This window comes from Grimontia sp. SpTr1 (genome assembly GCF_947387585.1).
GTDB lineage: Bacteria > Pseudomonadota > Gammaproteobacteria > Enterobacterales > Vibrionaceae > Enterovibrio > Enterovibrio indicus.
In genome coordinates this window covers 163611-186542 of the sequence record NZ_CANDOD010000006.1, presented here as the reverse complement: position 1 = coordinate 186542, position 22932 = coordinate 163611, and the positions used below count along the sequence as shown (strand labels likewise).

21 protein-coding genes are annotated in these 22932 nt (G+C 51.9%); 13 read left to right on the top strand and 8 right to left on the bottom strand.

Features of this window, described 5'->3' with window-relative positions:
* The first annotated feature begins 96 nt into the window (after positions 1–96).
* From pqqA to QL223_RS11410, 6 genes are all read left to right on the top strand, one after another.
* A complete protein-coding gene (pqqA, locus tag QL223_RS25895) occupies positions 97–168 on the top strand; it encodes a pyrroloquinoline quinone precursor peptide PqqA (protein ID WP_081796241.1) in 72 nt (23 codons plus the stop codon).
* Positions 169–270: 102 nt separating this feature from the next.
* The gene (gene pqqB / locus QL223_RS11430) at positions 271–1188 is read left to right on the top strand and encodes a pyrroloquinoline quinone biosynthesis protein PqqB (RefSeq protein ID WP_281544801.1); all 918 of its coding nucleotides are present in this window, start codon (positions 271–273) and stop codon (positions 1186–1188) included.
* A gap of 14 nt (positions 1189–1202) precedes the next feature.
* Complete coding sequence (gene pqqC, locus QL223_RS11425) at positions 1203–1961, top strand: pyrroloquinoline-quinone synthase PqqC (protein WP_002539464.1); 759 nt, start codon at positions 1203–1205, stop codon at positions 1959–1961.
* Between the two features lie 34 nt (positions 1962–1995).
* On the top strand, positions 1996–2262 hold the full coding sequence (pqqD, locus tag QL223_RS11420; RefSeq protein ID WP_281544800.1) for a pyrroloquinoline quinone biosynthesis peptide chaperone PqqD: 267 nt from the start codon (positions 1996–1998) through the stop codon (positions 2260–2262).
* Positions 2234–3364, top strand: a complete 1131-nt coding sequence (gene pqqE / locus QL223_RS11415; protein WP_281544799.1) for a pyrroloquinoline quinone biosynthesis protein PqqE — start codon at positions 2234–2236, stop codon at positions 3362–3364. Before pqqD ends, pqqE begins: the two co-directional genes overlap by 29 nt.
* A gap of 32 nt (positions 3365–3396) precedes the next feature.
* Positions 3397–5427, top strand: coding sequence for an insulinase family protein (locus QL223_RS11410; protein ID WP_281544798.1), 2031 nt, complete (start codon positions 3397–3399; stop codon positions 5425–5427).
* 26 nt (positions 5428–5453) lie between these two features.
* Here QL223_RS11410 and QL223_RS11405 read toward each other — a convergent pair whose 3' ends face one another.
* Positions 5454–6122, bottom strand: coding sequence for a response regulator transcription factor (locus tag QL223_RS11405; RefSeq protein WP_281544797.1), 669 nt, complete (start codon positions 6120–6122; stop codon positions 5454–5456).
* A 312-nt stretch (positions 6123–6434) separates the two neighbouring features.
* On the opposite strand from QL223_RS11405, the gene nosP reads away from it, so the two are divergent.
* From nosP to QL223_RS11375, 6 genes are all read left to right on the top strand, one after another.
* Positions 6435–7637 (top strand): nitric oxide-sensing protein NosP, encoded by a 1203-nt coding sequence (gene nosP, locus QL223_RS11400; RefSeq protein ID WP_281544796.1) that lies wholly within the window; start codon positions 6435–6437, stop codon positions 7635–7637.
* Positions 7638–7640: 3 nt separating this feature from the next.
* Positions 7641–10271 carry a NahK/ErcS family hybrid sensor histidine kinase/response regulator gene (locus tag QL223_RS11395; RefSeq protein ID WP_281544795.1) on the top strand — a complete coding sequence of 877 codons (2631 nt, stop codon included), beginning with the start codon at positions 7641–7643 and terminating at the stop codon, positions 10269–10271.
* 117 nt (positions 10272–10388) lie between these two features.
* Positions 10389–10619: a hypothetical protein gene (locus tag QL223_RS11390; protein ID WP_002539472.1), complete on the top strand. Its 231-nt coding sequence runs from the start codon at positions 10389–10391 to the stop codon at positions 10617–10619.
* Positions 10620–10861: 242 nt separating this feature from the next.
* Positions 10862–12685, top strand: coding sequence for an assimilatory sulfite reductase (NADPH) flavoprotein subunit (locus QL223_RS11385; protein WP_281544794.1), 1824 nt, complete (start codon positions 10862–10864; stop codon positions 12683–12685).
* A complete protein-coding gene (gene cysI / locus QL223_RS11380; RefSeq protein ID WP_281544793.1) occupies positions 12685–14403 on the top strand; it encodes an assimilatory sulfite reductase (NADPH) hemoprotein subunit in 1719 nt (572 codons plus the stop codon). The genes QL223_RS11385 and cysI overlap by 1 nt, the downstream gene beginning before the upstream one ends.
* The gene (locus QL223_RS11375; protein ID WP_281544792.1) at positions 14396–15154 is read left to right on the top strand and encodes a phosphoadenylyl-sulfate reductase; all 759 of its coding nucleotides are present in this window, start codon (positions 14396–14398) and stop codon (positions 15152–15154) included. The genes cysI and QL223_RS11375 overlap by 8 nt, the downstream gene beginning before the upstream one ends.
* Before the next feature lie 82 nt (positions 15155–15236).
* Here QL223_RS11375 and QL223_RS11370 read toward each other — a convergent pair whose 3' ends face one another.
* Positions 15237–16136, bottom strand: coding sequence for a LysR family transcriptional regulator (locus tag QL223_RS11370; protein ID WP_281544791.1), 900 nt, complete (start codon positions 16134–16136; stop codon positions 15237–15239).
* A gap of 239 nt (positions 16137–16375) precedes the next feature.
* Between QL223_RS11370 and QL223_RS11365 the strand changes: the two genes are divergently transcribed.
* Entirely contained in the window at positions 16376–17152 is a 777-nt protein-coding gene (locus tag QL223_RS11365; protein ID WP_281544790.1) for a hypothetical protein, read from the top strand.
* Positions 17153–17438: 286 nt separating this feature from the next.
* Here QL223_RS11365 and QL223_RS11360 read toward each other — a convergent pair whose 3' ends face one another.
* From QL223_RS11360 to QL223_RS11335, 6 genes are all read right to left on the bottom strand, one after another.
* Complete coding sequence (locus tag QL223_RS11360) at positions 17439–17993, bottom strand: DUF2380 domain-containing protein (RefSeq protein WP_281544789.1); 555 nt, start codon at positions 17991–17993, stop codon at positions 17439–17441.
* Positions 17980–18849 (bottom strand): quinoprotein dehydrogenase-associated putative ABC transporter substrate-binding protein, encoded by an 870-nt coding sequence (locus QL223_RS11355; RefSeq protein ID WP_002539480.1) that lies wholly within the window; start codon positions 18847–18849, stop codon positions 17980–17982. Before QL223_RS11355 ends, QL223_RS11360 begins: the two co-directional genes overlap by 14 nt.
* A 9-nt stretch (positions 18850–18858) precedes the next feature.
* Complete coding sequence (locus tag QL223_RS11350; RefSeq protein ID WP_002539481.1) at positions 18859–19236, bottom strand: hypothetical protein; 378 nt, start codon at positions 19234–19236, stop codon at positions 18859–18861.
* A 12-nt stretch (positions 19237–19248) separates the two neighbouring features.
* Positions 19249–19698, bottom strand: coding sequence for a plastocyanin/azurin family copper-binding protein (locus tag QL223_RS11345; RefSeq protein ID WP_002539482.1), 450 nt, complete (start codon positions 19696–19698; stop codon positions 19249–19251).
* A gap of 117 nt (positions 19699–19815) precedes the next feature.
* Positions 19816–21624: a methanol/ethanol family PQQ-dependent dehydrogenase gene (locus tag QL223_RS11340; protein ID WP_002539484.1), complete on the bottom strand. Its 1809-nt coding sequence runs from the start codon at positions 21622–21624 to the stop codon at positions 19816–19818.
* A gap of 512 nt (positions 21625–22136) precedes the next feature.
* Positions 22137–22922, bottom strand: a complete 786-nt coding sequence (locus tag QL223_RS11335; RefSeq protein WP_002539486.1) for a quinoprotein dehydrogenase-associated SoxYZ-like carrier — start codon at positions 22920–22922, stop codon at positions 22137–22139.
* Between the last annotated feature and the right edge of the window lie 10 nt (positions 22923–22932).

Genomic DNA, 22932 nt, shown 5'->3' with positions numbered 1-22932 from the left:
ATCATCACAAAGTAGGATTGGTAGATCCGGCACTTATGCATAGGCTAAATCAGGAGGCAAGTTGTGCCTCGAAGTATCGGTACAAGGAGCGACAGTATGTGGAAGAAACCAAGCTACACAGAACTCAGACTCGGTTTTGAAGTAACCCTTTACATCAGTAACCGCTAAGTAGCTGACAAACGGGATGCACCTTCGCTGATTCACAGAGGGGCATCCCGTTTTTAATTCCCTGCTGTTTGTCGACAGGATAGCAATCGACGAGGTGAATGGATGCAAATTGTTGTATTAGGTTCAGCCGCCGGAGGCGGATTTCCCCAGTGGAATTGTCATTGTCGTATGTGCCAGTCGGTGCGAAACGGTACCAGTCGCGCTGAGCCACGCACCCAATCTTCTATTGCTGTGAGCGATGATGGTGAACATTGGGTGGTGATTAATGCTTCCCCCGATATCCGTCAACAAATCAATGCATCGCCGCAACTCGCGAAAGCAGATGGAGCTAGAGGCTCTGCCATTAGCGCTGTGGTGGTCACAGATGCACAGATTGACCACACGACCGGATTGCTCATTCTTCGCGAAGGATTACCACTCGAGCTTTACTGCACCCCTGAAGTCGCAGAAGAGCTCAGTACCAGCTATCCGATTTTGTCGATGATGAAGCATTGGGAAGGGGGGTACCAAACCTGTACCGTCGATATCCATTCGCAGGAAGGCTGGCGAATTCCTTCTGTGCCGAATCTCGAATTCCATCCGATTTCCCTGTCATCCAATGCGCCGCCTTTTTCGCCTTACCGCAACCGCCCGCGCCCCGGAGACAACATTGGCCTCAAGATTGTCGATACCCGCACTGGTGCCACTCTCTTTTACGCACCCGGTCTGGGCGCGCCGGAAGATACTGTGCTGGCAGCCATGCGCGATGCCGATTGCGTGATGATGGACGGCACGCTCTGGACGGACGATGAAATGATCCGCGAAGGGCTTGGCACCTCTCTGGGTTCGGAAATGGGCCATCTTTCAGTCTCTGGCGACGACGGTATGTTGGCGCTAATGGAAGACTTTACTAAGCCACGCAAGGTGCTCATTCATATCAATAATACCAACCCCATTCTGGATCCTGATTCGCCGCAGCATCAGGCGGTGCTGGATGCCGGAGTGGAAATTGCCTTCGACGGCATGACGATTGAGATTTGATTCAGGGAGGCGCCATGGCACAGCCAATGACACGTGATGAATTCCAACAGGCACTGCTCGCCAAAGGGCAGTACTACCACATTCACCATCCCTTCCATCAAGCCATGTATGCGGGCAAGTGCACCAAAGCGCAAATCCGCGCCTGGGTAGCAAACCGCTTTTATTACCAGACCTCTATTCCGGTGAAGGACGCCGCCATTATGGCGAACTGCCGTGACCCGGAAATTCGTCGTGAATGGGTGCAGCGCATCCTCGATCACGACGGTCATAAGAGTCTGGATTGCAAATGGGGAGGAATCGAAGCCTGGTTGCGTTTGGCCGAGTCCGTTGGGCTGGATAGACAAGAAGTGCTCGATGAAAAATGGGTGTTGCCGGGCGTGCGTTTTGCGGTGGATGCATATGTGAATTTTGCCCGCCGAGCCACCTGGCAGGAGGCAGCCTGCTCATCACTGACCGAGCTGTTCGCACCGGAAATTCACCAGTCCCGTCTTGATTCTTGGCCGAATCACTATGCCTGGATTGACCCAGAAGGGCTGACCTATTTCCGTCAGCGTCTCAGTCAGGCCCGTCGTGATGTGGAGCATGGCTTGTCCATCACACTCGATCATTTCCAGACGGCCGAGCAACAGGCGCAGGCGCTGAATATTCTGCAATTTAAACTCGATATCCTTTGGTCGCTGCTCGATGCCATTAGCATGGCATACGAATTTGAGCGTCCACCTTATGTTGGCATTACCGACAAACCTGTCTGGCACCACGCGCTCGACAGATAACAATTAAAACAAAGAGATAACACAGGGAGGCGACATGAACAGCGATACCGTCTATCAGCGCAACAGCATGTTCCGTATGCAGTTTGAAAAAGCGCAGGACTGCCACGTACTGCTCTACCCAGAAGGAATGGTGAAATTGAGTGAAAGCGCCGCTGAGATTCTGATGCAGTTTGACGCACCAAGCTCAATTAAGGCAGTGATCTCACGTCTGGAAGAAAAGTTTCCCGGCGTGGATTTGGCTGATGATGTGAACGAGTTCGTGGAGGTCGCCCGTGACAAGAAATGGCTCGAAGCCTGTTAATCCGCCGCTCTGGCTGTTGGCGGAGCTGACCTATCGCTGCCCGCTGCATTGCGCCTATTGCGCCAACCCGCTGAATCTCGGCGATCCGGACGACGAGTTGTCTACCGATGACTGGTTCCGCGTGCTGGAAGAAGGTCGGGAGCTGGGTGCGGTTCAGCTTGGCTTTTCCGGTGGCGAACCTTTGATGCGCAAAGATTTGGAACAATTGGTCGCCTACGCCAAAGGGCTGGGCTACTACACCAACCTGATCACCTCTGCGGTTGGACTCAATGAGAAGCGGATTCTGGCGCTGAAAGAAGCAGGGCTTGATCATATCCAAATCAGTTTTCAGTCGGCCGACCCGGATTTAAGCGATGCGATAGCCGGAAAGCGTCACGCTTTCGAGCACAAAAAAAACATGTTCAAAGCCGTCAAAGACAACGGTTTTCCCATGGTAATGAACGTGGTGATCACCCGCCAGAACATCGAATCGATTGAAGCGATTATGGCGCTTGCGATTGAGCTGGAAGCGGACTTCGTTGAGCTGGCCACCTCGCAATATTATGGCTGGGCGCTGCATAACCGCGATGCGCTGCTGCCATCCCAATCCCAAATTGAAGAAGCCGAAGCTATGGTGAACGCGCTTCGCGACAGTCAAAACGGCGTTGGGCCCAAATTCATCTTCGTCACGCCGGATTATCATGAATCCCGCCCCAAACCTTGCATGAGCGGCTGGGGGAACATTTTCCTCAACATTGCACCGGATGGGAAAGCCCTGCCTTGCCATAGCGCGGCGATGTTGGATTTGCCTCATCCAAACGTGAAGGAACACTCACTTTCCTACATTTGGAATGAATCAGAGAGCTTTAATCACTTCCGCGGATTTGACTGGATGCGGGAACCTTGCCGAAGCTGTAATGAGAAGGAAAAAGACTTTGGTGGTTGTCGTTGTCAGGCCATGTTGCTGACCGGAGATCCGGCCAATGCCGATCCTGTTTGCAGTAAATCTCCGCATCATCATGTGATTGAGGAGGCGGTGGCGAAAGCCAATCAGGGTTGTCACAGCGCCGCCTTGGCGAGAACCGTGAAGAACAGCCAGATGATTCTGTCCGTCAAACCTTGATGTTTGATGAATAAAGTGAGTAAGGAGCCGCAATGGCGAAACCGCATCCTGCTGCGCCGGACTGGCTGCTGTTGCCGCCAGATGAACAGCAACTGGAAACAGGCTGGGTCGGGTATCGTCATGTCAGCGGCGCCTTGCATTGGCATCATGCTGCCTCAGAAGAAGACAGATTAAGCGCCGCGATTGTGTTTCCAACCCCCGTGGATGATGACAGCGGGATAACTCATGCACTCGAACACATGGTGCTTCGCGGTTCCGCCCGCTATCCCGAGCCGGATACTTTCCTGACCCTTCGTGCAGAACTGGCCTTGCTCGAATTTAACGCCACCACCCAGAAAGAAAGCACCCGATTTCACCTGACCGGATATGACCCACACTCAGTGCTGCGGGGCATCGGGTTCATGGCGGACTCTGTGTTGGCACCGCAGTTAGCGGATGATGATTTTGACGATGAAATCGTGCGGGAGACTGGCGATAACTTTGAAGGAGCACTGTATCGGGAGCTTGGCGAGTACATGCGCCATGAGCGTTTCCAACAATCTACAGAACAGGCGGCAATGAGTGAGCCCCGAGCGCCGCTTTATGGCGGCATGCCAGAAACCGTGCCGCTGTTGGGCATCAATGATCTTCGCCGCTATCACAACCATTACTATCGGCCGGAATCTATGGTGATCCTCACCTCTGGCAACTGGCCCATGGTGGCGCTTTGGCGGCAAATCTCTAAATCCCTCAGCAACGTTGGAAAGCCACTGCCGACGGATGTACCTGAGTTATCGCTTCAGGCTAATGTGGCTTCAGAAAATCATGCTTTCGTTGAAACACTTTCCTATTCGCCCCATTGGGCGGCGGCGCTTTACCCAACGCTCTGCTCGCTGAGAAACCAGCAAATAATGAAAGCGCACGGTGCAGCGCTTTTGCCGCTGATCACCGATTTTCAGCCGGTGCCAGCATTACGTTTTAGGTTGGATGACAATGCCGATCTCGAAGCGCTACATCGCCATGTTGAAGAGGTGGCAAAGCGCATGCCTTCACGGCGTGTTAACTGGCAATCCGGCTATTTCTCCCTGCAACAGGGACGGGACATGGTGCGTCGCTGGGGAGATGGACTGCAGCGTCTCTACCATGATTTTTCGGTGACGCCATTTGCTCCGCCTTTCCTCAAAGGCGATGTCAGTGAACCGCTGCTCGAAGATACGCAGCTTTCTATAGCCAATGCCGAATGGCTTTCGCCTTGCAAACCATTAACGCGGATGGCGATCCTCTGTCGCTGTAACGCGCGTGATGAGGACACCAAAGCATCGCTGGAGCGTTGGCTTATCCTTTGCCAACAGCGCACTTTGCGCTGGGCCTGGATGCAGGGCAAGCCTGTACTGGGCAGTATGGGGGAATGGCATTGTGCCAATGCACTGGTGCTTGGATACACAGTGGACCTGCCCCTCGAGCAGGTTAATACGCTTCGTCATTTCTGGCATAACCACTTAAGCGCGGACGAAATCAATGTGCTGGACGGCGAATGGCAGCACACCCAAAATGGCATTGAATTTTACGTCACGCAAAGCACACCGGTCTTTCGTGCTGGCAGTATCATGGCGAGTCATAAAGACGAAGAGGGCGCCATGCACGTGACGCTTTCGTTTCCTCACACCGTGGAGGCGGGAGACATTGCGACCTTTGGTCAGGCAGTGATGGCAAGTGAGATGGTGAAAAAACGCCGTCTCGGCGGGCGTTGCTACAGCTTTGGGGTCTCGATTGATTTGATGACTTACGAGCTCGCTTTCGATACGGTGGCAGACAGCGATCCCAGTGTCAGTTTTGTCGCTTTGCTGAATGCGATGGAAGGGCTGACAAAACCCATGGAAAATAGTGAGCTGGAAAAGCGCTGTCAGGGCGGATTAGGACTGGTATCAGCCCGTTACCGGAAATCCCATGCACGCTTCCACACAGCGCTACTGGGCACGATTGGACAGCCAAGCGCTGTGGATTTCACGGTCGTCACACCCACCAGTCTGGCGCAGATTGCTTCTGATGTACTCACTGCACTCAAGCATCCGACGGTGCACTAAACCTAGGAGCTGTTGACCTTTGCTTGTCAGCGTTTCAGGTAGCGGTCGAAATCAATATTGGTGACACCCACCACGGCCTGAATACGGTTATGTACCCCCAGCTTTTTCAATATTGCGGATACGTGCGACTTCACCGTGGTTTCGGAAATATTCAAATCGTAAGCAATCTGCTTATTCGCTGCGCCTTGTGCCATGGACTTCAACACCAGTAATTGGCGACGTGTCAGGGTATGGAGCATTTCTGGCGAGAATTGCGGTTCTTCTTTGCGTCGATGCGAGCCCTCACTCTCTGCTTCAGCGCGGATGATATCGGCAGGCAGATACACATGCCCATCCAGGATCTGCTCGAACGCTTCCCGCATTTTTTCGCGGGGGGCGCTTTTAGCGATAAACCCGACTGCGCCATAGGCGATGGTTTGCAGAATAATTTGTTTGTTGGTTTCGGCGGAAATAATGGCAACGGGGATGGTGGGGTGTTGGTTTCGAAGCTCAAGCAACCCTTTAAGCCCCGCCATGCCGGGCATGTTCAGATCGAGGAGAATGAGGTCAAGATCCGGGTTTTCCTCAGCCACATCCAGTGTACGTTCAATGTCTTCAGACTGCAGGATTTCACACTCTTCGAAACGTCCGCGTATCACCGCAATTAAGGCATCGCGAAACAGCGGGTGGTCGTCTGCAACGAGAAATTTGTACATGATTCAATCCTTTTTAATACTGCAAACACCGTCGTCCCAACGGGTGTCACATCAAGAATGACCCTTTAAGGAGTCACTAAAATAGCCGCTTTGTCCCTAAGGTTTTGCGTGCTATTCAGTGTAGTGACCCTGATTCCATTTGTGTTGGTCGAGGTGTCACAATCTTGAAACTTTTGACATGCAAAGTTTGCAATTTTGTAAATATCCTTCCTAAGTATGACGTTACTCCGACCTGCGAGCGATTAAACTTAAGTCATATGCCCAGCGATCAATAGGCATGCTAAGTTGTCTTAAAAGTGAGCAGGAGAGCCCATGGCAGCACTTCAACCTTCCGCACAACACCGTGCGATATTCAGCGCGGCGACATATCAGCTGGACGCCACCAAAGCGGCGCGTGAGCTGGCGATGCAGCTTGATGATGAAGATATCGGCTTTGTACTTTTCTTCTGCTCCGCCGCGTATGATTTGGATGCACTTGGTCGCGAGATGAATCAAGCCTTCTCAAATTGCGAAGTGATGGGCTGTACCACTGCGGGCGAATTGATGCCCTACGGCTATGCCAAGAGCAGCATCAGCGCGCTTGGTTTTTCGAGACGGGACTTCAAGGTCAGTGGCCAGCGGGTGTCACTTGATGGCTTCGACCTGCAATCTGCGCAGCTTTGCGTTAGTGATTTGATGGATGCCTGCCAGCAAGATCTCAAAGCGCCGATCAATACCAATACTTTCGTCTTAACCCTGATTGATGGCCTCTCACCGAACGAAGAGCGTTTTCTGGTGACGCTGGATACCGCCCTTGGCCGGTTGCCGCATTTCGGCGGTTCAGCTGGGGATGACATCAATCTCGCCAATACCCATGTCTACAGCGAAGGGGCGTTTCACAGCGAATCTGCGATAGTGGTGATGTTCAACACCCACTGTCCGTTTGAAGTCTTCACCACCCACCATATTGAAAGTCTGGATAGCAAACTGGTCGTGACCGACGCGGACTGCACTGCTCGGCGGGTGCATGAATTCAATGCTGAGCCTGCTGCTGAAGTCTATGCCCGTGAAGCGGGAATCTCGCTCGAAGATCTCCGTCCTGAAATCTATGCCCTTCATCCGCTAGCTGTACTGATCGGCGACCAGTATTACGTCCGCTCTATCCAGAAAGTGAACGAGGATTTGAGTCTCGATTTCTACTGTGCAGTCGACGATGGGATTGTGGTGACAGCCATGCGTCCCGGCGATTTGTTTGCCGATATGGAGGCCAAACTCTCTGCGATTCAGTCCCGTATTGGCGAGCCGGAACTTACACTGGCCTGTGACTGCTTCCTGCGCCGTTTGGAGATTGAACAGAAGATGATGCGCGATAAAGCCAAGATAATGTTTCGCCGATTCAATTTCGTCGGCTTTAACACCTATGGTGAGCAGCTCAATGGTATTCACATGAACCAGACACTGACAGGGGTGATGATTGGCAAACCGCCTGCTCATCCGCCAGAAATGCCGGTGACGGTCGACCTTAAGGCAGGGTAGTCAGTGGCTGAAAAGGATTTGTCGCTCGAACAGCAACTCGCCGCGCTAAAGGAAGAAAACGCGCGCCAGAAGAAAATGATTGATGCGCTGGTTAAAAGGGTTGAGCAAGGTGGTAGCGGTCAGGTCGATGCCTGGGGCGCGTTTCAGCATTCTGTGGTGCTCGCCGATCAGGTGCGCGAGAAAACCGAAGAGCTCAATCATGCACTTCACTCGATTGAATCCACCAACCGCCAGCTGACGCAGGCGAACCAACATGCTGAGCAAGCGCATCAGCGTTTTATCGATGCCATTGAATCTATCTCAGATGGCTTTGCCCTTTATGATCCCAACCGCGAGTTGGTGTATTCAAACAGCCGTTTCCAACGTTATTGGCAGGACAATGCCATCTCGCTCAATACACCGTCTTTAACGCCTGAGAAAATCCAGCAACTGGCTAAAGACCGTGGTTTGATTGTGCGTGAGGTCGCGGGCAACCGGAATGGCCATACCCTGAAATTGCAAAACGGCCGCTGGCTGCAAATCAAAGAGCGGGAAACCAGTGATGGCGGCGTGGTGATGCTCTATTCGGACATTACCCAGCTGAAACTGGCAGAAACTGCCCGTTTTGAAGCGGCCATGGCAGAGAAAAGCCGCATTCTGCAGAACATGGTGGATAACCTTTCTCAAGGTGTCTTGATGGTCAGTAAGTCCGGCGAAGTGCAGGTGTTTAACCAGCGTTTTCTCAACATGAGTGGCTTTGAACAGTCCCGCTTGATTGGCGCGTTAATTGAACCGCTTGCAGAAGAATCGCCGCTGACACTGTGGCGGATTGGCCGCGGGGGTATTCGTCCACCTGAAGGCATTCGCGTTCAGACCCTGAATGATGGCCGCGTCATAGAAGTGCGCAGCCACGCGATGGACGATCAGGGCTACGTCAACACCTACACTGACATCACCCAACGCTATTTGGATGCCAAAGAGCTGCGTGAAACCGAGCAATGGCTGCGCTTGATCACCGATAACGTGCCCGCACTGATTGCCTATGTGGGCGATGATCTTCACTACCAGTTCACCAACCGCGCTTACGACGAATGGTATGGCTTTCCGCGGGGGCAGCTCATTGGCAAGCACATATCCGTCTCACGCCGCTCTTCGACCTTTGAGGCGTTGCGCCCTTATGTCGAGCGTGCGCTGGATGGCGAATCTGTGGTGTTTGAAATTGAGGAGTATAATGCCTCCGGTGAAGCGCGTTACGTGGTGAAAAGCTATGTGCCGAATCAGGCATCCAACGGCAAAATCACCGGACTGTTTGTGCTCAACTGGGACATTACCGAACGCAAGCAAAATGCCGAAGAGCTTGAGCAAGCTTACCAGACCATGGAACACCGAGTTCAGGAGCGGACGGCGCAGCTGCAAACCCTGAACGACCAGCTTCAGGATGAAGTGGAAGAGCGCCGCGTGATTCAGGAACGTTTGCTGGAAACCAAGAAAGAAGCAGAACGGGCGAATCTCTCCAAAACCAAATTCCTTGCGGCCATCAGCCATGATTTGCTGCAACCCTTAAATGCAGCGCAACTCTATCTCGGTTCTCTGCTCAGTCACCGTATGTCGCCATCCGCGAGAAAACTGGTGAGTTCACTGGCGCACTCGCTGGAAGATGTGGAATCCCTTATTACCACGCTGGTGGATATTTCCAAGCTGGATGCCGGCGTAGTCCGGGCTGATAAACAATCTTTCCCAGTGAGCGACCTGCTCGATAACATCGCTGATGATTTCAGCCATGCGGCGGAAGGTACTAGTGTGGAAGTGCGCTATGTGCATAGTTCAGCCTATGTTTACACCGACTCTCAATTACTGGCGCGGATTATCCGTAACCTGATGACCAATGCCATTCGTTATACACCGAGTGGAAAGATTCTCCTTGGCAGTCGCCGTTGCAAAGAGGGGCTTCGTATTGAAGTATTGGATACTGGTGTCGGTATTCCAGAAGACAAGAAGAATGAGATTTTTCAGGAGTTTAAACGTCTCACTGCTAAGCAGGATGAAAGCCATACTCAGCTTGGTTTAGGACTGGCGATTGTCGACAAGATTGCCAGTGTGCTTGGGCATACGGTAACGGTCGATTCTGTACCGGGGGAAGGCTCTCGTTTTTCTGTGCTGGTGCCTTATGGCAGACCGGAACGGCAGAGCCTTCGAAATGTGGAATCACTGGTTTCAGATAACAGTGTGGTGCTTCAGGGCGCAAGGGTTTGGGTGATTGATAACGACCCGAACATCTGCCGCGCGATGGAAGAATTGTTGCAACGTTGGGGTTGTGAAGTGACTTGCGCGGGTTCCCTTGAGGAGCTGCAAATCAGCTGCGACACGGTACAAAGTCCTGTTGAGCTGTTGATTGCTGACTACCACCTCGATAATGACATGACTGGATTATCGCTGGCGAAATCCATCAATCAGCAACGTATGCAGAAGGTGCCAACGGTGATCGTCACCGCCAACCGAAGCGAAGAACTTCAGCATCAAGCCCGTGATTGCGGCTATTTGGTGATGCACAAACCTGTTTCGCCGATGCGTCTGAAAATGACCATGGTTCACCTCCTCACGGGTGATCAGGCAGATTCCATTCCTGCGAGAGTGGGAGCGTCTCACAATCGATAGATCCCGCTGTGGCACATCGTACGGTGCGGGTCTATGCTTTTCCTAACGAAATGTGTGGTTATTGTTACGTTTGTTTCGACGTAACGCATTGATTTGGCAAAGCAGCAGGAAAGTGCGATGACAAAATCAGAACTTCGTAATCTCTATTCCCAGCAAATGTTAGTCGAAGCCGTGGTAGAGCCATCTCTGTCCAGTGACGGTTGGATTGTCGAATTCCGTCATGCCCGAGGCGGACTGGTTCCCCTTACGGATGGTAACGGCATTGAGCAGTGTTTCGGCGATGTGGACATGGCCACAGAAAACGCGCTGGACATTGGCTTTCACCAAGTGAGAATCGTTGACGCCTAAGCGCACGGCCTTCCCTTCCTGCAAAAATCTTTTGCTTAAATTCTTTCCGGAATCACCCGGCAGCGTGCTGGGTGTGTAGCTTGCTGTGATTCTTTAGTGATCTCAGTTATTCAGCTTTCAGGCATCATTCCTTGTACCTCTGTGATCTAACGCAAGGTTATAAAACATGCATTTCTATTCTTTCTAGTTATTACGGCGAATAGCTAATCTATGCTCACGCAATAATAAAGGAATGTCGTGACATGTTACTCAAGGAACTTTCTGCGCTGGCGAGTCCGCTTAATGACCAGCAGATCGGCCAACTGCAGCAGGCCGTGGCAGAGTTGTCGCCACAACAGCTGGCTTGGATCAGCGGTTATTTCTGGGGTTTGAGCCAAACTCCGGCGGCAGCGGGTGCTAACCCTCAACCTCTTGCCCAAGCGGTTGCCACTGCGGCGAAACCTGCGGGTAAGCTGACTATCATTTATGCCTCTCAAACCGGCAACGCAAAAGGCGTGGCGGAAGCGTTGGAAGCAAAAGCCAAGGCGGATGGCGTAGAGGTTTCTCTGTATTCAGCAGATGATTACAAACCGCGTGATCTGGCGAAAGAAACGCACCTTATCATCGTGGCATCGACCAACGGTGAAGGCGAGCCGCCAGATAATGCGATTTCTCTGCACGAATTCCTGCAATCAAAGAAAGCGCCGAAACTCGACAAGCTGCAATACGCGGTATTGGGCTTGGGTGATTCAAGCTACGAATTCTTCTGCCAGACTGGTAAAGATTTCGATACTTACCTGTCTAAGCTGGGCGCGAAAGCTATTGCACCGCGCGTTGACTGCGACGTGGATTACGAAGCAGAAGCAGAAAGCTGGAGTGCTGATGTCCTAGGTAAAGTAAAGGAAACCATCGGCGGTGGTGCTGATGAAGTGGTTGTGCCACTGCATGCAGCCACCACAGCAGGCGCGGCTTCTGCCTATAACAAGCAAAACCCTTATGCGGCAGAGTTGGTAGCAAACCAGAAAATCACTGGCCGTGATTCAGGCAAAGACGTTCGCCATATTGAAATCGATTTGGGCGACTCGGGTCTGGCTTACCAGCCGGGTGACGCGCTGGGTGTTTACTACACCAACAGTCCTGAGCTAGCTGATGAAATCCTCGCGAAAGTGGGCCTGACGGGTGATGAAACGGTTGAAGTGGCGGGTGAATCCCTTCCACTGCGCCAAGCGCTGATCGAGAAGTTTGAGATCACCGCAGCGAATCCGCAGCAAGTGGCTGCGATTGCTGAGCTTTCTGGCAGCAAGAAACTGCAAAAACTGGCAGAAGACAAAGACAAACTGCGCCAATACGCCAACAACACCCAAGTGGTTGACGTGCTGGGCGAGAAGAAAACCAAGCTGACAGCAGAGCAACTAGCAGGTCTGCTTCGTAAACTGACCCCTCGTTTGTACTCGATTGCTTCAAGCCAGGAAGAAGTGGGCGAAGAAGTGCATCTGACCGTGGGTCTGGTGGAATTCCAAAACGGTGACAACACCCGTTTGGGTGGTGCATCAGGCTTCCTGTCGCAGCGTGCTGAAGACGCAGAGTCTGTGAAAGTGTTCATCGAGCACAACAACAACTTCAAACTGCCAGCAGACGATAACGCACCTGTCATCATGGTCGGCCCAGGTACGGGTATTGCGCCATTCCGTGCTTTCATGCAAGAGCGTGATGCTCGCGGTGCAGAAGGCAAGAACTGGTTGTTTTTTGGCGACCGTACCTTCACTCAAGACTTCCTGTATCAAGTCGAGTGGCAGAAATTCCTCAAAGACGGTCTGCTGAGCAAAATCGACCTCGCCTTTAGCCGCGATCAAGCTGAGAAAGTGTATGTTCAGCATAAGATTGTCGAGCAAGGCAAAGAAGTATGGCAATGGCTGCAAGACGGCGCTTACCTCTACATCTGTGGTGACGCGACCTACATGGCCAAAGACGTTCATGAAGCATTGATTACGGTTGCCCAGGAGCAGGGCGGTAAGAGCCGAGAAGACGCAGAAAACTATTTGAACGAACTGCGTAAGGCGAAGCGCTATCAAAAGGATGTGTATTAATGAGTGACAAGCAAGTCGTGTTGGGCCAAGAGCTAGGCCCATTGTCAGATAACGAACGTCTGAAGCGCGAAAGTGATTTTCTTCGCGGCACCATCGAGCAGGATCTGTCTGATCCCGTGACAGGTGGTTTTACCGCAGACAACTTCCAGCTGATCCGATTCCACGGCATGTATCAGCAGGACGACCGCGATATCCGCGCAGAGCGTCAAAAGCAGAAGCTGGAGCCGCTGCACAATGTGATGCTGCGTGCCCGTATGCCAGGCGGTATTATCACGCCAAAACAGTGGCTGGCGATTGATGAGTTCGCGACAGAACACACCATGTACGGCAGTATCCGTCTGACTACGCGCCAGACTTTCCAGTTCCACGGTGTGTTGAAGCCAAACATCAAGCTGATGCACCAGACGCTGAACAAAATCGGTATCGATTCCATAGCAACAGCGGGTGACGTGAACCGTAACGTGCTGTGTACCACGAACCCTGTGGAATCTGAGCTGCATCAGGAAGCCTATGAGTGGGCAGCCAAGATCAGTGAACACCTGCTGCCAAAAACCCGCGCTTACGCGGAAATCTGGCTGGACGGTGAGAAGGTAGAAGGCCATCAGGATGAAGAACCGATCCTGGGCTCCAACTATCTGCCACGTAAATTTAAAACCACTGTCGTCATCCCACCGCAAAATGATGTGGATGTGCATGCAAACGATCTGAACTTTGTGGCGATTGCAGACAACGGTAAACTGGTTGGCTTTAACGTACTGGTTGGTGGTGGTCTTGCAATGACCCACGGCGACACCAGCACTTACCCGCGTAAAGCGGACGATCTGGGCTTTATTCCTCTGGATAAAACACTGGATGTCGCGGCGGCGGTTGTGACCACACAGCGTGACTGGGGTAACCGTTCTAACCGTAAGAACGCGAAAACCAAATACACACTGGATCGCGTTGGCACTGACGTGTTCAAAGCGGAAGTGGAGAAGCGCGCAGACGTGAAGTTCGAAGCAAGCCGTCCGTACGAGTTCACTGACCGTGGTGACCGTCTGGGTTGGGTTGAAGGCATCGATGGTAAGCATCACTTAGCGCTGTTTATCGAAAACGGTCGCTTACTGGACTACCCAGGCAAGCCGCTGAAAACCGGTGTGGCTGAGATTGCGAAAATCCACAAAGGCGATTTCCGCATGACCGCGAACCAGAACCTGATCATTGCGGGGGTATCGAAGTCTAACAAAGCGAAAATCGAGAAGATTGCGCGTGAGCATGGCCTGATGGATGACGGCGTCAGCGAGCAGCGTAAGAACTCTATGGCGTGTGTGGCTTTCCCAACCTGTCCGTTGGCGATGGCTGAAGCTGAGCGCTTTCTGCCGGGCTTTGTGACCGAGATTGAAGGCGTGCTGGAGAAGCACGGCGTAGGTGATGATCACATCATCTTCCGTGTCACGGGCTGTCCAAACGGTTGTGGCCGCGCAATGCTGGCGGAGATTGGTCTGGTGGGTAAAGCGCCGGGTCGATACAACCTGCACCTGGGTGGTAACCGTGAAGGCACCCGCGTGCCTAAAATGTATAAAGAGAACATTACCGACGCACAGATCCTTGAAGAGATCGATGTACTGGTTGGCCGCTGGGCAACCGAGCGCAACGACGGCGAAGGCTTCGGTGATTTTGTTATCCGCGCTGGCATTATTGCGGAAGTGAAAGTCTCTAAGAGGGATTTCTATGCCTAAATTTCAACTGTCCGATCTGCTTGGCCGTACCAAGGCTGAGCAAATCTTAGAACTGGCGCCAATCAATGCTGAGCTTGAAAGCATGTCAGCGCAGGAGCGGGTTCGCTGGGCGTTGGAAAACCTGCAGGGCGAGTTCGCCCTGTCATCAAGCTTTGGTATTCAGGCGGCGGTGATGTTGCACCTGGTGACGAAGGAAAAGCCGGACACCCCGGTGATTCTGACAGACACTGGCTACCTGTTTCCGGAAACCTATCAGTTTATTGATGAACTGACAGAGCGCCTGAAACTCGACCTTCGCGTCTACCGCGCCGAGCAGAGCTCAGCATGGCAAGAAGCGCAGTACGGTAAGCTTTGGGAGCAAGGTGTTGAGGGCATTGAGCGCTACAACCGCCTCAACAAGGTGGAGCCAATGCGCCGCGCACTGGACGAGCTTAATGTCGGCACCTGGTTCTCAGGCCTTCGCCGCGATCAGTCTGGTTCGCGTAAAACACTGCCTATTCTGGGTGTCCAGAACGGTGTGTTTAAGTTCCTGCCAGTCATCGACTGGACGAACAAGGACGTGCATTACTATCTGAAAGATAACGATCTGCCTTACCACCCACTGTGGGACCAAGGCTATGTGTCGGTCGGTGATGTGCACACTACCCGTAAGCTGGAAGATGGCATGTCAGAAGAAGAAACCCGCTTCTTTGGCCTGAAACGCGAATGTGGTCTGCATGAAGACGACGTGAGCGACGGCGCGGGCATCTAAAGCTCAACAGACCCTAATGAAAAATAATAAGCGACGCTTCTGCGTCGCTTTTTTTATCCCAGTTCAGCAACCTTCTTCATGCTCACGCTTCATTAACCAGCTGAGACAATTTATTCCTCAACCACTGATTGGCCGGGCTGTTTTGGTTTCGGTTATGCCAAATCATTTTGTGCTGAATCTTCCTCACGGAAAACGGCGGTGTTAGCGTACGCAGGTTAAACATCTCAGCGTACTGTTTGGCAATGATGGAGCTGGTAAAGCCGATACAATCACTTCGGCTGATCAGTGCCATCATAGAGAGCAAGGAATCACATTCTGCACTGATTTTTCTTGGGCCCAGCAAATCATGGGTCAGAAAGTCAGCGAGCGTGATGTCTGAGCGTCTGGCGCGAATAGTGATATGTTTTTCCTGATAAAACTCAGCTTGTGTCACGACATCTTTGATTCTTGGGTGGTTTTTCGAACAGATCAGAACTGCATCTTCTTCTAAAAGCAGCTCCGCAGAATAAGAAGGGTTGCCAAACATGGCCACGTCGATTGCCAAGTCAGCTTGCTGCAAACGCAGTTGATCCAGCACTTCTGTTTCTGTGTTGGGGGAAAGCACAAACTGGATGCTGCACTTTCCCATGGAACTTGACGCTTCAACCAAAGGTTGCAACAACTGCAGCGTGGTTTCCGTGGTCAGCACTTTGAATTGGCGCGATGTGTCCGGAGAAAACTGATTCAGATTACTCAACGCATTGGTTATCTGGAGCAGGGCCGGCGAAATATCGTTCGCCAACTGGATCGCAGAGTGCGTTGGCGTAATGCCCCGCCCGTCACGAACAAATAGCTCAATCCCACCTAACTGTGCTTTCAGCCGCTTTAGTGAGTTACTCACACCCGGTTGTGTCATTTCCAGTGCCTCTGCGGCAAGGGTGATCGAGCGGTGCTCATAGACGGCAATAAATACGCTGAGCAAGTTGACCGCTGGTTTATCCATTTCTCATCACCTTTTGGAATGATTTGATTAAAGTCTGCTTTATGTTTTGTTATGTAATACCAAGATAACCTTTTCACCGCAATGATTTAACGCGCTTAGCCGTGATGTTTTTATCCGAATGCGAGGCGCTTTCGAATGATTGTTTGGTGGCATCTGGGTTTATAAACCCTACCAGTGTGACCAATTCGCTTTCTGTTTGATTTTGGCGGGCTCTGCTCGTGTTTACTTGAGGCCACACTATGACTTTTCAACGCGATAAAGTTTCCTTCCCCATTTTGTTTTGCACGGCGGTATTGCCCCTTTCCGTTGTGGCAGATGACAGCCTGACGGATGTACAGGATATGTCGGACCCTCTGGCGGTTTACACGCAAGCCGGGGTGGGAGTGACAAACAATGGCCTGAACTTCAAATTGGGTATGACATACGACACGGGTGACCCGACCACATTAGGGATGAACATTATTGAGTTGAAAGGGCTGGCGGGGGACTTTCTGCACCTTGGTGGGAATGACAGCTTCGATTCTGTCAGGTATCGCAACTTTGGGTTGGATACCAAGACAGGCTGGGGCTCCCAGATTGATGTTTCCTGGGACTTTGACCAAGACTTAGGTAGCGCGTCTTACAGTAAAATCCGAGCTTTGCCAGCAATGGGAGCACTGCAGCTATACCCTCTGGCGGGGGTTGGCTTAACGGTTTCGGACACGGCTGAAATCAGGGGGAGTGAGGTGCCGATTGGCAGTGTAGGTTATGCCATTCCCTCTTCTTACCTTGTTGTAGGGTCTTACTCTAAGCTAACTATCACCGAGGATATCTGGTTGAATTACAACCCGATGTACGTGAACACCCTGAACGACAATAGTTATATGAAAGGGGTGATGGACGGTTGGCATCATGAAGTGGCTGCCAGTTATCAAATCAACCCACGTCAGAATGTTCGATTGTTTGGCAACTTCTCTGATTCCGACATTGCAGGCTCTACACGGGATTGGCGGATGGAGTTTAACCACCAGTTTTAGTGGCTGATTAAAAACACAAAAGCGATGCTTAGGTATCGCTTTTTGAGTAAATAAAGAGGCCAACTCAGTAGTTTTTAAATGTCCGATCAACGTCTTTAAAGCACTGTTCTCGATCGGCGTTATTACGAATTTGGTAGCATTCGTCTTCGGCCATTTCGCGGCCAATATCGGCAGAGCAGGCCGCAAGGGTAAATACCATTAAGGTGGCGCAGAGAAAAGTTCGCATTGATGGTTGCCATTTGTGAGTCTGGGTTTGGGTCAGTGTAGCGAAATGACTGCGATCCACTCAATCTTTGTCGGCTGTAGATTTGGACATAGCACCAATTTGGCGCGCTATTTTTCCTGCCATTTTATCTATGCCCCGTCGGTTCATCTCTTCTTGTTGGCCTTTGATTTCAACAATCAACTCGGGATAAGCCAGCCCTGTTTTCACATTGACTATCTGGCTTATCAGGTATGAAAACAGAAAGCTTGGCTTGTGAAGGCGGCTTATCACCACCCAGTCAGCCTCTATCGCCTGTCCTAATTGCGCTGTTGCATCGGCATGGTCGAACAAATAGCCGAAGCCTTGGTTGGTCTTCTTATAGGTTTCCGAAGGGATAGCCACTGACGTGTATCCGTGGGTATTGGCGAGAGCGTCACGTAGCATGGGAGCGAGACTGGCCGTGCGTTCGACCTCTTTGCTGTTATCGTCAACCTGGGTTAAGTCGCTGAGCTCAAAATCGAGCACCGCAAGACGGTCTGAAGCACACAACGATGCGCTGAAAAGCAAAGCCGTGACAGAAAGAATCCTGAAAAAACGGGCAGCCAGGCTGCCCGTATAGGGGTTAATCATCGTCATCATCAGGTCTTGGTTTGGAGGAGGCTTCAACAATAGGGACACCATAATCCTGAAGTATCATCGCGATTTGCGGCGCGTTGGCATCCATCGCCATTTCGACGGTTTCTTTCCATGGTCGCTCGCCATATCGCACGCCCATGGAGATGGCGAAATCAAAGACCTTACTGCCTTCGGATGTCATGGGGATAACGGCGAGATCGGGCTGAGCTTTGGCAAAGTACCCCGCAATCGGCCCCCAGATCACCAAAACGTCGAATTCACCCTCTGCGACGCGGTTGACCATCTTGCCCGGGTAATCTTCCGGATCGCCGTTCATGATGCGGTAAAACGATGTGTTGTCTTTAAACCCATTTTCACGCAGCCATGACACCGCGGGGGAAGGGGCAAACGCAGCAATTTTCAGTGACTGTTTCACCGCTTCTGGCAAGGCGGCGAGAGCCTGCTGGTTATCCACCGCTGCCAATGCCCCTTCTTTTTTGAACAAGAGGGAATAGGCGGAGCGGTAATAGGGCTTGGTGGTCGCTGCAATGTCGAACTGCACCGGTACACCGATGACTAAATCGCAGGCGAAACGTCCGTTATCGTCAGACCAATTTTTTAGGGTATTGCGGATAAAGCCCATGCGCTGGGGAAACCAGGCGTATTCCACATCGAGCCCGAAATAATCACCGAGTTGTTCAGCGATTTTATTCTCGAATCCCTGTTGTTCGCGGTTGGAATAGGGCAGGTTGTTGGGGTCTGCACACACACGGAGTTTATCCGGCAGTGGTGAAGGGAAAGTGGTGTCAGCAGCCAATGCATGACTGCCGAAAACCAAGGAAAAACCAAGGATAAGGAGGTGATAAAAAGATTTCATACGTACCTCCTAATTAGCCGCAGCGGTGACTTGTTGGGACACAAAGCACGCTTGCTCTGCTTCCTCACGAATGGTGAGAAGCCCTTTACGCGCACTGCGACTATCTTTGGATGAGCGGAAGTAACCTCCCCGCTCTCCCCGCATGTTGCGAAGGCGCACGAATGCATCGGCATGGACGTAGTCCTCGAAGGACATCTCACTGGCAATCTTGTCGATCACGCAGCTGCAACCATACATGTTCACATAGGTTGGCCCGCCTTTTAATGCCATGCATTCCTGCACGTATTTCACACGTTCAAGGGTGGGAAAGTCATTGGCACTGGCTGGTGTTGCCAGTAATAACAGGGCGGGGACGATAAGTGCGCTTATTCTTTTAACTGCTTGCATAAGCTGACTCCTCTACAAAACACCTTCAGCCTGAAGATGTTTTTTGAATTTCTTCAGCAGCCCTTTGGCAGGGAGCAGGGATTTGTCTTTTTCAATTTCGGCGAAGTAGGCCTCGATGGTGCCTTCGATGTCGGAAGGGTTACCGACCAGTAAAATGCCACCCATGCGGGCGCCCCAGTGAGGGGTACACTTGTAGACGTAGACGCCTTCATTATCGAAGACAAAACTCACGTCTACGCCGAGTTCAGTCTGAATTTTCTCTGTGCCTTCCGGCACCATGGCGTCAATAGTTTCAATGAGATGGGCGGGCATATTCGTCCAGCTCACCCTGTCTCCCGGTTGGAGAATGACGAACATGGGGTCGAATTTCACGCCGACGGCGCGCACTTCGTATTCTTCTGCAAAAGCATTACTTACCAGCCCCAAAAACAATAAGAGTGACCCTATTAACTTCTTAGCCATACGCATTATCCTTTTGCTGCTTGTTGAGTGTAGATGCCAAAAAGGCAACTCAATCTGATGCAGTGCATCAGAGCTGAGAAAGGGGAGCAGATACTCCCCTTGGTTGTTATTTTTGATTTAGTTAGGCAGGGCGAAGACAGTCAGTACACCACCCAACTGGGTGTAGTCAGACAGTTTGCGGTAGGCACCCACCGCACCCAGACCATCGGTATCACCTTCCAGTCCTGCGGCCATACCAATACCTGCCCAGCCACCGATACCGGAGAGCACAGCGACATATTGCTTGCCATCATGCATGTAGGTATTCACGTTGCCGATAATGCCGGATGGGGTTTTGAAGCGGTAAAGCTCTTTACCTGTCTTCTCATCCACGGCTTTCAGGTAGCCTTCCAGCGTGCCATAGAACACCACGCCACCACCTGTCGCCAGCGCGCCACTCCATACGGAGAATGGCTCTGGCAGTGACCAGACGATCTCGCCTTTTTCTGCATCCCACGCAATAAAGTTACCCAGACCGCCATGGCTGTCTGGTGCAGGGAACATAGAAAGGGTTGCACCCACATAAGGCTGGCCAGCGGTGTAGGAGACTTCGAATGGTTCGTAGTTCATGCACACATGGTTGGTCGGCACATAGAAAAGACCGGTGCGTGGGCTATAGGTTGCTGGTTGTTGGTCTTTTGAACCAAGTGCAGCAGGACAAATGCCTTTGGTGTCGACATCCTCACCGTTTTGCGCGGTCGAGTATTTAGCGACAACTTGAGGGCGACCGGTTTCCATATCCACGTGGGTTGCCCAGTTCACTGCAGGGTCAAATTTTTCTGCGACCAGCAGCTCACCAGTTTCACGGTCGAGGGTGTAACCGAAGCCGTTACGGTCAAAGTGCACCAGCAGTTTGCGGTCTTTACCTTTGAACTTCTTATCAACCAGAATCATCTCGTTGACGCCGTCGTAATCCCACTCATCGTGCGGTGTCATTTGGTAGAGCCATTTCGCCATACCTGTGTCTGCATCGCGCGCCATGATGGTCATGGAGTACTTGTTGTCACCGGGACGTTGTGATGGGTTCCAGGTACTAGGGTTACCCGTACCGTAGTAGATAAGATTCAGCTCAGGATCATAGCTAAACCAACCCCAGGTGGTACCGCCACCGATTTTCCACTGATCGCCTTCCCATGACTCAAGACTTGAATCCTTGCCAATAGGTTTGAGCATTTCGGTGGTTTTTTCAGGGTCGACCAGCATTTCTTCGTCTGGGCCCGTGCTGTATGCACGCCAGGCGACGCTGCCATCTTTGATGTTGTAGGCGGTGAGATAACCACGGACACCGAATTCACCACCACTGATACCCGTAATGATTTTGTCTTTTACCACCAGTGGGGCGTTGGTGTTGGTCGCACCGACTTTCGGATCGCCATTCACCACTTTCCAAACCACTTTACCGGTGTTCTGATCCAGCGCGACGAGGGTGGTATCCGCTTGTTGCAGGAAGATCTTGCCGTCAGCGTAGGCAAGACCACGGTTGACTGTGTCACAACACATCACAGCGATAACCGACGCATCCTGTTTCGGTTCATACTCCCATTTGAGGGCTTTGGTTTTCAGGTCAATGGCGAACACTTTGTTGGGGAAAGGGGTGTGGATATACATGGTGTCACCCAACACAAGTGGCCCGCCTTCATGACCCCGCAGCACACCGGTTGAAAACGTCCAGGCAACCTGAAGGTTTTTGGCATTCTCTGCGTTGATCTGATTGAGTGGGCTATAGCGTGTACCCGAGTAATCACCGCCCCACATGACCCATTGATTCGGGTCTTCCTGCAGCTTGATGAGCTCGTCATTCGCTTGCGACGCTGCGGGAAACAGCAGCGTAAGGGAGAGTGTGGCGACTGCTGCTAAGCAGCGGCGTAACCTTACAGCACCTATCATATTTACTTCCTCCGTGACAGCACGTTAAGCCGGACACCAAGGGCATCCTGACTTCGGCTTTATTGACTCAATTTGTCTGCGTGTTCCGCGGAGTTGTGGGGACGCTGTGCTGGCCAATGCTCGCTCTGTCTCTCAACCCTTCGTGGCGTGTTTGGCGACATTCACGATCTACAACTTAGGCGGTTTCGCGCTTATTGAATGAATCCAAAGATGATTTCACTTCAACGAAATGGTGCGGGCAGCCGTGCCGCATCGCGAGGTGAAAACGTCGTGAATTGAGTGTATGGCAGCTTTAGGGGTTGTGTGAGGAGGAAAAGGACACAACACTTTTGTCCGCGGGCAACAATGTTTAAGGGGTGGGATTGTGTGGCTAAGTCCCAGAAAAACCTGACACTTTATATGTCTTATTTTGGGGAATGATATCAATGGATGGCATAAGCGCCAGGTGCCATATCCTTAAAAGTCATTAGGATACGGCACTGCCTTTTGTCTGAGACTTCGCAAGGCTGATATCAAATGTCCCACTCACTGGAAAATTCACGACCCGTGGAGTCTTTCACATCAGCTTTCAGCTTGCCGCTTTTGCCTTTATCCAGATGAAAGGTAAAGGTGGGATTCTCACTGATGGAGATACCTCCGTTAAAGCGCATGACAGGTTCACCTTCGAGCGTAATATTCACATCACTCACATAATCAGATGGGATCCAGTGGCGTGTGAGCTGGTCGATTTGCAGTCCGCTGTAGTTGGGGTGGCTGATCAACAGTTGCATCATGCGCGAATCATCTCCCGCGAGATCTTTCAGTTTCATCCTGCCCATTCGCTGGCGTGCCAGCATGTCATCAGCGCCCGCGGGGGCTGAGCAACCGCCCGAGGCTTTCACGAACTTGCTGTGCATATGCAGTTTGCCATCGGCGGTTTGGGCGATCACCCGAACCGGGCTATAGGCATTGATCCTGACGCGGGTAGCGATGTTAGCGACACCATTGTTCGGGCTCATATCGAAGCTGCCGACAATCGGTGAAGGATTGTTGTCGACGATAAGGTGTATGCGCTCAATAGGATTTGTATCGTCCTGACGGACATTGACCTTTACTTCAAGTGGCACCAGCGCAGCGTCAATCGCACGTTTCGGTGCGGTTAGCGAAACGATGTCTTCACTTTCCACAATGTCGGGTGAGCCAGGAAACAGGCTGTCACGGATCAGTGGCCAGGTGGCGCTGTCGGTTTCAGCTTCAGCAAAGCCTTGCAGTGGCAGCGCAGTGAGCAATGCCGATAGCAGCAGGGTGGTGATTTTCATCGGAGAGTCC